Genomic DNA, 10178 nt, shown 5'->3' with positions numbered 1-10178 from the left:
GAGTTCTTTCGCCATCAGGGAATGATAATGATCGGGCCTGATCAGTTCAACACTTGATGAACTGATTGACAAATGGCGGCGGCAGGCGCATCAGTCCAATAAATATTGAACTGGTGGAGAACCAGATGCCAGTGTTTCTGTTTCCCCTGATTCTTGGGGCTTTCGCCGTCGGCACCGAAGGCTTCATGCTCGGCGGTGTTCTGCCTTGGATTTGCGCGGACCTCGACGTTTCCGTGGCGACCGCCGGTTTTCTCGTCACCTTGTTTTCGCTGACCTATGCCGTGGGCTCGCCGATCCTGACCATCGTCACGTCAGGTGTCGAGCGCAGACGCCTCATCGCCTGGACAATGGGTGGCTACGTTGTCGCCAACCTCCTTGCCGCCGCGACGCCGAGCTTTTTCTGGCTGGGAATCATGCGCATGGTGCTGGCCATGTTGGCGGGTACGTTCATGCCGGCCGCCATCGCCTATGCCACCGCCTCGTTCGACGCGCAGCATCGCGGACGTGCCGTCTCGCTCGTCTATGGCGGCATGACCTTCGCGCTCGTGGCCGGTGTCCCGGCAGGCACGGTGCTCGCTGCTCACATAGGCTGGCGCGCAGCTTACGTCGGCGTAGCCTTGATCGCCGCTTTGACTCTCGCTGGCACGCTCGCCGTATTGCCGCGTCGCGAGGGACTCGTCGCGATTCCCATGCGGCGGCGTCTTGCCGTCGCGAAGCGGCGAGATGTTATCGCGGTGCTCGCCCTCACCATGACGGCGGTCGCCGGGCCTTTCATCGTGACCACCTATATCGGCGCCTTTCTGCAGGCGACCTTGACGTTGGCGAACCACGAGCTTGCTGGAATTCTCTTTCTCCTGGGCGTCGCGAGTTTCTTCGGCAACATGATCGGCGGCCACGCGGCGGATCATTGGAATCGGGAGCGGTACCTGACCATCGCACTCATTCTGCTGATCGCGTCGCTCGGCTTGCTCTCCTTCGGAGCAGGCTTCGGGACGACGGCCGTGGGCGTGACCGCCATCGTGATCGGCCTTGTCGTCTCGGGCTTGTTGTCATGGTCCTTCGCCGCCGTCCAGCAGGCCCGCGTCGTGACGCTCGATCCGACGCTCGCTCCGATCACCGTATCGTTGAACACGTCCGCGCTCTATTTCGGCTCGGCTGCGGGAGCGGCGCTCGGCGCGCTGATCGTGCGGCACGTATCAGTGTCCGCCATCGGCTGGGGCGCTGCGCTCTGCGAAGTCGGCGCGCTGATCCTCTTTGCGTTGCTTCGAATGCGGTCTTCGCCGCGCCCGCGGCCGGAAGCGGCCCGTTCGATCTGATCGTCAGCGCGGGCGAGCGACGAATGTCATGCGCGCCTGGTTGTGACCCAGGTTACGGGGCTGACGTTCGAGGCTGAAGCCCGCGTCGCTCACCAGATCGGCGAGTTCTTCCTCGCTGTAATCGGAGAGGCCGACTTCCTCGCGGACCTTCCGATAATCGGAGAAGGCCGTGCGGGCCAGACCGAGCAGGGCCGGCAGCAGAAAGCCGCCTTGCGATGCGAATGAGAGCAGGGCTTTGGCATCCGTCACCGGGCTGAGGTGAGGCGGAAGAACGTCCGCCAGCACGAGCCGGCCATCGTCCTTCAATTTGGTGCGCCAGACTTTCAAGAGTCGCCGCAATTCCTCGAGCATCAGATATTGCAGCAACGAGTTCACCACGACGAGATCAAGCGAATTGTCCGGCAGACTGTCCATCTCTTCGGGGGCGAGGACCTGGATGCGAGGCTGCTTGCCGAATCGCTCGACGAGTCTTTCGCGCACCAGCGGCGCGCCATCACAGAGATAGAGTTTGGCGCAGCCTTTTGCGACCTTGTCGGCAAACAGCGCTTCGCCACAGCCATAATCGAGTACGACCGATCGTGGTGAAACGATCAGGTCGAGACAATCACTCGCCACTTGCCGATAATGCAACAGCTTGTGTCGTTCGCTGACATAGATCGGCGTGTCTTGATTCCAGTAATCGCGCCAATTCATGAAAGGGCGGCTCCGGCCGGTCGGCCGATCGAGTTGAATTTCGCCACGTGCACGCGAAGAGCTCCATCGTTTGCTGTTCGAGGAGAAAGCCCTCGGCGATTACCCTTCTGACTGTATCGGCGCATGTCCCCGATTCATCAAGTGCATCGACACTTCGTTGATCTCCAAAAGAAAGAACCGCTCTCCTCGCGGAAGGCGGTTCTGACGGACGCGTCACGCCGTTCGACGCCCTATCCCTTCAAGGGAAGGCACACCTCCGTCAGCAGCTCGGAAGGTTGAACGTCACGCGGTGTGTTCAGATAGATCTCGAAAGCCGGCTGGTCGCTGGCTTCTTCGCCGCTCCCCGGGAGCCAACCGTTGTAGAGCTGGTGATAGACCTCTTCGAGGCCCGTGTAGGGGCCTTTGTAGAGGATGGTTGCGATCCTGCCCGGCGGGAGTTCGCGCATGGTCATGCCTTGCCCCAGAGGTGTCGCCGGGTCGACTTCCAAACCGGCTTCGGAACACAGTTCCGACACGGGCACCGTCGCTGGATCGTCGAAATAAACACCGATCATCCGGCGCGGCCGATCAAACAGGCCATGCGTGCTCGCCCAAACGCCAAGCTGGCCGAAGGCGTTGCCGATCTCCAGGTAGTTGCCGYGATGCGGCAGCGCCGCGAGGTGCACGCCTTCAAAGTCTTTCACTGTGACGGGAATCATAATGTCGTCTCCTGTTCCAAAGGGTTGAAAAGGAGTGAACCTCGCCCGGAACGCGCCGGGAGGCTCGCCGTGGTCGGACCCGAATGCCCGCGTGAAGGCCTCGACCGATGAATAACCGGCGCGGCGCGCGATGCGTTCGATGGGATAGGCCGACTTGGCGAGTTCCCCAGCAGCCCGGAACAACTTCAGACGACGGATGGTCTCCGCGACCGTCTCACCCGCAATCGACCGATAGATCCGGTGAAAGTGGTACGGCGAAAAACAGGCGATGTCCGCGAGCTTTTCGAGCGACAGGTCGCCGTCCGGATGATCGGCGATGTACGCCATCACCCGTTCCACCCGTCGGCCGTAATCGAGACGTGTCTTCGTTCTGGTCAGCATGGATCACTCCTAGACCGTCACGTTAGAGTCCCGGAGTTGATCATGGTTGCGAAGTTTGGGCGAGGTCCTGGAGCGCGATCGGGAAAGCGAAACTCAGGCAGCCAGGAGAAGCGCCGTCACGGCCCGGTCGATGGCGAGATAAAAAACGCCGAATGCGAGCGCGCCGGCGATGATGAACTCGATCGTCTCGTTCTTCAGCATGCGCAGCCGCCGGAAGATTTCTCGCCCAGAGACGGACATGATCCATGCGACGGTGAGCACCACGGGAAAGGCGAACAGGAAAGACCAGGTGCTTTCGACATGCCCGGAATACGAGGGGTCGATCAGCGGGCGGATATTGCGAACCCATGGCGCGTAGAATGCGGCATAGATGGAMGTCAGCCAGGCCAGGCCGACGGCGACGCCGAGATGAAACGTGAAGAGATTATGCAGGCGCGAAAATTGGTCCGCGGCAACTTTGGTAGACATTGGAGAAAACCCCCACAGCCAAGCGAGTATCGTTGAATTTTGTAATTAAGATACGCTTAACGTGATTTGGGGCCAAAAAGCAATGCCCGCCTTTGTCGCGGGTGCGTAGTCGCACAAAGCAAGCGACAGCAACCTCAAACTAAATTCTGTAAGGTTGAAAGGCGACGGCCGCGGGGCACTTTGCCCCGTCCGGCCTAAGCTTGGCTATTCGCCTTGTTGTCCTCGATCATCTTCACGAAACGGTCGAAGAGATAGTGGCTATCCTGCGGGCCGGGCGAGGCTTCCGGGTGATACTGCACCGAGAAGGCAGGCCGGTCCGTCAGAGCGATACCGCAATTCGAACCGTCGAAAAGCGACACATGGGTCTCGACCGCGGAAGCCGGCAGGCTTTCGGGGTCCACGGCGAAACCGTGATTCATCGATGTGATCTCGACCTTACCGGTGGTCTTGTCCTTCACAGGGTGATTCGCGCCGTGATGGCCCTGATGCATCTTCCTGGTGCGCCCGCCGACGGCGAGCCCGAGCATCTGGTGGCCGAGGCAGATGCCGAAGGTCGGCACCTTATGGTCGAGGAGCGCCTTGATCGTCGGCACGGCATATTGACCCGTCGCCGCCGGATCGCCCGGTCCGTTTGACAGGAAAACGCCGTCCGGCTTGAGGGCGAGTACTTCGTCGGCGGTCGCCGTGGCCGGGACCACCGTCACCTTGCAGCCGGCACGTGCGAGAAGCCGCAAGATGTTGCGCTTCACGCCGTAATCGATGGCGACGACGTGGTGCTTGGGATGGTCTTGATGGCCATATCCTTCACCGAGCGTCCAGGTCGTCTCGTCCCAATCGAAGCGCTGGGCGCTGGTGACGAGCGGCACGAGGTCCTGGCCATCCATGGAGGGGAGGGCGCTCGCCTTGAGCTTCAAGGCTTCGAGATCGAACAGGCCGTTCGGGTCATGAGCGATCACCGCGTTGGGCATGCCCTTCTCGCGGATCAAAGCCGTCAGGGCGCGGGTATCGATTCCGGTCAACCCGACGATGCCGCGGGCCTTGAGCCAGGAATCGAGGTGGCGCGTGGCGCGCCAGCTCGACGGGTCCGTGACATGTGCGCCGAGGATGGCGCCGCGGACGCCTGAGGACGAAGCGGCGTTGACGCTCTCGATGTCTTCCTCGTTGGTGCCGACATTGCCGATATGAGGAAAGRTGAAGGTGATGATCTGGCCAGCGTAAGAGGGATCCGTGAGGATCTCCTGATAACCCGTCATGGCGGTGTTGAAGCAGACTTCGCCGGTCGCGTCGCCGACCGCTCCGATCCCGAACCCTTCGAGCACCGTGCCGTCCTGAAGAACCAGAACGGCGGTCGCGCGCGGCTCCGTCCAGCCGCTGGAGGAAAGCCCCTCGGCGTGTTTGTCTTGCAGCATCGTCTTGATCTCTTTAAGTCCCAGCCCAACGGGCCGCGCTTGAGCGGGCCGCAGTGGCAGCCTCGAAACCGTATTGACGGTGACTTAAGGGGCCGCTGGCGTCACGTCAACGCTCAAGCGCCCACATCACAAGGAGATGCACCATGCGCGAACGCTTCACGAGCGAAATGAAGGAGGCCATGAAGGCCGGCGACAAGCGCAAACTGGGGACTGTCAGGCTCATCCAGGCGGCGCTCAAGGACAAGGACATCGAGGCTCGCGGCGCCGGTCGGGGCCAGTCGACCGAGGACGAAATTCTCGCCTTGCTGCAGAAGATGATCAAGCAGCGTCAGGAATCGATCACGATGTACGAGCAGGGCGGTCGCCCGGAGCTCGCCCAGCAGGAAAAGGAAGAAGCAGACATCATCGCCTCGTTCCTGCCCAAACAGATGGACGACGCCGAGACGAAGGCCGCCATCGAGGCCGCCATCGCCGAGACTGGCGCCGCGTCCATGAAGGACATGGGCAAGGTGGTCGGAGCCCTGCGTGCCAAGTACGCCGGGAAGATGGATTTCGGAAAGGCGAGCGGGCTCGTGAAGGAGCTTTTGCCGAAGGGGTGAGAGCAGTTCGCTCGTCATTCCGGGCCCCGCAGCGGAACTCGGAATGACGGGGCGTCGTGATAAGACGGCCGCCGGCGGACATTGCTCGACGGAAACCGCGTCATGGCCGGGCTTGTCCCGGCTACCTCGACTTGTCCCGCCGCCTCGATCGGAGAAACGGCACGCACCTCGAAATGGAGCCACCGGCACAGGGATGACAATGCAGGTCGGTATCCGCCGATGGCGCCTGCCCCTTGAGCAACCGGCTCCCAACCGCTACTACCTTGCGGCCTGTCCGCCCCGATCTAAACTCGGAGGGCCACTCAGGAAATCGCGTGCGCTACCCGCCCAATATCCTCGATGAGATCCGGGCCCGCCTGCCGGCTTCGGCGGTGGTGGGGAAGCGTGTGCGTCTCAAGAAGGCCGGCCGGGAATGGAGGGGGCTGTCGCCGTTCAATGCGGAGAAGACGCCGTCCTTCTATGTGAACGACCAGAAGCAGTTCTACCATTGCTTCTCCTCCGGCAAGCACGGCGACATCTTCACGTTTCTCATGGAGACCGAGGGGCTGACTTTTCCCGAGGCGGTGGAACGGCTCGCGGCGGAGGCCGGTGTCGCGCTGCCGACCGTATCCCGGGAAGACCAGATCGCCGAGGTCAAGCGCAACAACCTCTACGATGTCATGGAGTTGGCGACCCAATTCTTCGAGGCGTCGTTGCAGGGTCGCTTCGGCCTCAAGGCGAGGGACTATCTCGCCGGCCGTTCGCTCAGCGCCGATACGCAAACGCGGTTTCGCATCGGCTACGCGCCGCCCGAGCGGCATGCCCTCAGGGATCATCTGGCCGGAAAGAGCATTTCGCTCGACATGATGATCGAGGCGGGACTGCTCTATTCGGGGGAGGACGTAAAAGTCCCCTATGACCGCTTCAGCGACCGGGTCATGTTCCCGATCTGCGACGTCAGGGGGAGGGTGATCGCCTTTGGCGGCCGGGCCATGAGCGCCGACGCGCGGGCGAAATATCTCAACTCGCCGGACACGCCGCTCTTCAACAAAGGGCGTCTCCTCTACAATTACCATCTCGCCCGCGGTCCTGCGCATGACCGGGGCACCGTGATCGCCGTCGAAGGTTATGTGGACGTCATTTCCATGTCGGTCGCGGGCTTTCCTCACACGGTCGCCCCGCTTGGCACGGCGCTGACCGAAGACCAACTTCAGCTTCTCTGGCGCCTCACGGACGAGCCGACGCTCTGCTTCGACGGCGACAAGGCCGGCCGGCGGGCGGCGTTCAGGGCGCTCGATACCGCGCTTCCCAACCTCAGCCCCGGCAAGTCCTTACGTTTCGCGATCCTGCCTGAGGGGCAGGATCCGGACGATCTCGCGCGCGCCGRCGGCCCGACGGCGATCGAGCGGGTTCTATCGGGGGCACGGCCGCTCGTGGACGTTCTTTGGGCACGCGAACTCGAAGCCGGCCCGCTCGATACCCCCGAACGACGGGCGGCAATGGAGCGGAGGCTGCGCGAATCACTTGCACTGATTCGCGACGAGACGCTCAAGCGATACTACCGGGAAGAGGTGGAGGCGCGGCTTTCCGCCCTCAGTCCGGATTCGCGTTCCGGGCGCTCCGGCCGTCGCGAAGGAGGGGGAAAGAGGGACTGGCGAGGCCCGGCACCGACCACCCCGAATGCCCGCCTGAGCGTCAGTCCGCTCCTTGCCCGGAGCCCCCTTTTCACGGGAGCGAACATGGGATCGCCCAGGGAGGCGATGATCCTGTGCGCGTTCCTGAAACATCCGGAACTCCTTCACAATCACGTAGAAATCCTTGCGGATCTTGAATTTGAAGGGCAAAACTCCCAACTGATCCGTCGGCTGCTCCTTGACGGACTTGCTGGAGGGGAGCCTGTCGACGATACCGTGATCCAAGCCCGTCTCGACCGGGCCGGACTCGCCGAGGCGGCGCAGCGACTATTGGCGCTGGTCCGACCCGGCGACCGATGGATCCTCGACCCGCACGCGGATTCCTTGCGGCTTGAGGACGCATTGAGGCAAGCAATCACCTTGCATCGCCGCGCACGCACGTTACATAGCGAACTTCGGGCTGCCGAACGCGCGCTTGCCGAAGAAGACAACGAGGCCAATCTCGCCTGGCTGCGAGAGGTCCAAAACCAATTGTCTTCGGTCGAGGGGGCGGAGGCCGATCTGGATAGTGGGGTTGTTCACCGCGACCCATGACGCCTCGGACGCGAGGCGCTCAGGGCGGCGAGGATCTCCAATGGCTCGTGATTGGAGCCGGGGTTAACGGTCCGTCAAGTGACGGGGCGTTTATGAGCGGAATTCTATTCGGGTGGTGAAGCGGCTCCGCTTCTCCGCCCATTCGCGTATTACTGGCTTTTTGCCAACATACGCCGGAGCAGAGCGAAGAATGGCGACGAAGGCAACCGAACGGGACGAAGGCGAGACAGCGGCTCCGGAGCAACAGACCGACGGGCCGCTTCTCGATCTCAGCGATGCCGCGGTCAAGCGGATGGTCAAGCTCGCGAAGAAACGCGGCTATGTCACCTATGACGAACTGAACGAGGTGCTGCCCTCCGAGGAGTTTTCCTCGGAGCAGATCGAGGACGTGCTGGGCCAGCTCTCGGAGCTCGGCATCAACGTCGTCGAATCCGAGGAGACCGAGGAAGGTCAGGCAGAGGCCGAGGAAGAGGAAACCGAGGGCGGCGAGCTCGTCGAGGCGTCCCCGGCCCGGGCCGTGGCCGTCCGCGAGACGACGGCCAAGGAGCCGACGGACCGGACCGACGATCCCGTGCGCATGTATTTGCGCGAGATGGGTTCGGTCGAACTCCTGTCCCGCGAGGGCGAAATCGCCATCGCCAAGCGTATCGAGGCTGGCCGCGAAGCCATGATCGCCGGGCTCTGCGAGAGCCCGCTGACGTTCCAGGCCATCATCATCTGGCGCGACGAACTCGTCGAAGGCCGCGTCTTGCTGCGCGACATCATCGATCTCGAGGCGACCTATGCCGGCCCGGACGGCAAAGGGGCGCCCAAGGTCGACGAGCTCGGCGAGGGCGAGGAGGAGCCGGCCGCCGAAGAGGGCGACGGCGTCACCCCGCCCGAAGGCGAGATGGACGACGACGACATGGAGAACAACGTGTCTCTCTCGGCCATGGAAGCCGAGTTGAAGCCGCGCGTTCTCGAAACCTTCGATTCCATCGCCGACAACTACAAGAAGCTGCGCCGCCTTCAGGTGGAGCACGTGGAGCAGCGCCTGCAGAACAAGCAGCTGACTCCGGCTCAGGAGCGCAAGTACAAGACGCTCAAGAGCGACATCGTCACCAGCGTCAAGTCGCTCTCGCTGAACAACAACCGCATCGAGGCGCTCGTCGAGCAGCTCTACGACATCAACAAGCGCCTGATCTCCCATGAAGGCCGCCTGATGCGCGTGGCCGAGAGCCACGGCGTCGCCCGCGAGGAATTCCTCAAGCACTACCAGGGCTGGGAACTCGACCCGAAATGGGTTCTGCGGGTGTCCAAGCTCGGCGGCAAGGGCTGGAAGGACTTCGTCGCCAGGGCGAAGGACCAGATCCACGACCTGCGCGAGCAGATCCACAACCTCGCCTCCGAAACCGGCCTGGAAATCCAGGAGTTCCGCCGCATCGTCATGATGGTGCAGAAGGGCGAGCGCGAGGCGAGGCAGGCCAAGAAGGAAATGATCGAGGCGAACCTTCGGYTCGTGATCTCGATCGCCAAGAAGTACACCAACCGYGGCCTGCAGTTCCTGGATCTSATYCAGGAGGGMAAYATCGGYYTSATGAARGCSGTSGAYAAGTTYGAGTACCGYCGCGGCTACAARTTCTCGACCTACGCCACGTGGTGGATCAGGCAGGCGATCACSCGCTCGATCGCCGACCAGGCGCGCACCATCCGAATTCCGGTGCACATGATCGAGACGATCAACAAGATCGTCCGCACATCRCGYCAGATGCTGCACGAGATYGGYCGCGAGCCGACSCCGGAAGAACTGGCCGAGAAACTGGCAATGCCGCTCGAGAAGGTSCGCAAGGTCCTCAAGATCGCCAARGAGCCGATCTCCCTCGAAACSCCSATSGGCGACGARGAAGATTSCCATCTCGGCGATTTCATCGAGGACAAGAACGCGMTYCTGCCGATCGATGCCGCCATCCAGTCGAACCTGCGCGAGACGACTACGCGCGTGTTGGCATCGCTCACGCCGCGCGAAGAGCGCGTGCTGCGCATGCGTTTCGGCATCGGCATGAACACCGATCACACGCTGGAGGAAGTCGGCCAGCARTTYTCGGTSACSCGCGAACGYATYCGTCAGATCGAGGCGAAGGCGCTGCGCAAGCTCAAGCACCCCTCGCGGAGCAGAAAGCTCCGAAGCTTCCTGGACAATTGATCAACAAAAAAGGCGGGCTTCGGACCCGCCTTTTTCAATTGTCCGACGCTTCGACGACCTAGAAGTATTCGACGACCTAGAAATAGAAGTCCGAGGCGGTGAGGAGAGCGGCCTTCAGGTTGAAGATGATGATGCTTTGTCCCTTGGCGTCGATCCGCACGTCATTGTCGATTCCGTTACCGTCGAAGTCGATCTGCGTGATGGTCAAAGCGCCGAAGCTGAGGC

Annotated in this window: 8 protein-coding genes; 4 read left to right on the top strand and 4 right to left on the bottom strand. The window is 62.1% G+C overall.

The genetic code is table 11. The annotated features are described in order from the left end of the window. Positions 1-125: 125 nt before the first annotated feature. Positions 126-1316, top strand: coding sequence for an MFS transporter (locus AC1DT3_RS05025; RefSeq protein WP_477464148.1), 1191 nt, complete (start codon positions 126-128; stop codon positions 1314-1316). A gap of 3 nt (positions 1317-1319) precedes the next feature. Here AC1DT3_RS05025 and AC1DT3_RS05020 read toward each other — a convergent pair whose 3' ends face one another. The 4 genes from AC1DT3_RS05020 to carA all read right to left on the bottom strand — a co-directional run bounded on the left by AC1DT3_RS05020 (position 1320) and on the right by carA (position 4965). Then, positions 1320-2009 (bottom strand): class I SAM-dependent methyltransferase, encoded by a 690-nt coding sequence (locus tag AC1DT3_RS05020; RefSeq protein ID WP_477464147.1) that lies wholly within the window; start codon positions 2007-2009, stop codon positions 1320-1322. Between the two features lie 230 nt (positions 2010-2239). Next, the gene (locus AC1DT3_RS05015; RefSeq protein ID WP_477464146.1) at positions 2240-3088 is read right to left on the bottom strand and encodes an AraC family transcriptional regulator; all 849 of its coding nucleotides are present in this window, start codon (positions 3086-3088) and stop codon (positions 2240-2242) included. Positions 3089-3181: 93 nt separating this feature from the next. Then, positions 3182-3556 carry a hypothetical protein gene (locus AC1DT3_RS05010; RefSeq protein ID WP_477464145.1) on the bottom strand — a complete coding sequence of 125 codons (375 nt, stop codon included), beginning with the start codon at positions 3554-3556 and terminating at the stop codon, positions 3182-3184. A gap of 194 nt (positions 3557-3750) precedes the next feature. Beyond that, positions 3751-4965 carry a glutamine-hydrolyzing carbamoyl-phosphate synthase small subunit gene (gene carA / locus AC1DT3_RS05005; protein ID WP_477464144.1) on the bottom strand — a complete coding sequence of 405 codons (1215 nt, stop codon included), beginning with the start codon at positions 4963-4965 and terminating at the stop codon, positions 3751-3753. Between the two features lie 143 nt (positions 4966-5108). Between carA and AC1DT3_RS05000 the strand changes: the two genes are divergently transcribed. From AC1DT3_RS05000 to rpoD, 3 genes are all read left to right on the top strand, one after another. Further along, positions 5109-5564, top strand: a complete 456-nt coding sequence (locus AC1DT3_RS05000; RefSeq protein WP_477464143.1) for a GatB/YqeY domain-containing protein — start codon at positions 5109-5111, stop codon at positions 5562-5564. Between the two features lie 314 nt (positions 5565-5878). Next, positions 5879-7771, top strand: coding sequence for a DNA primase (gene dnaG, locus AC1DT3_RS04995; protein WP_477464142.1), 1893 nt, complete (start codon positions 5879-5881; stop codon positions 7769-7771). A 190-nt stretch (positions 7772-7961) separates the two neighbouring features. Continuing rightward, entirely contained in the window at positions 7962-9953 is a 1992-nt protein-coding gene (rpoD, locus tag AC1DT3_RS04990) for an RNA polymerase sigma factor RpoD (protein WP_477464141.1), read from the top strand. Positions 9954-10178: the final 225 nt, after the last annotated feature.

It is taken from the genome of Microvirga sp. P4_G7, from assembly GCF_056401005.1.
This window is presented reverse-complemented; position numbering and strand designations above follow the sequence as displayed.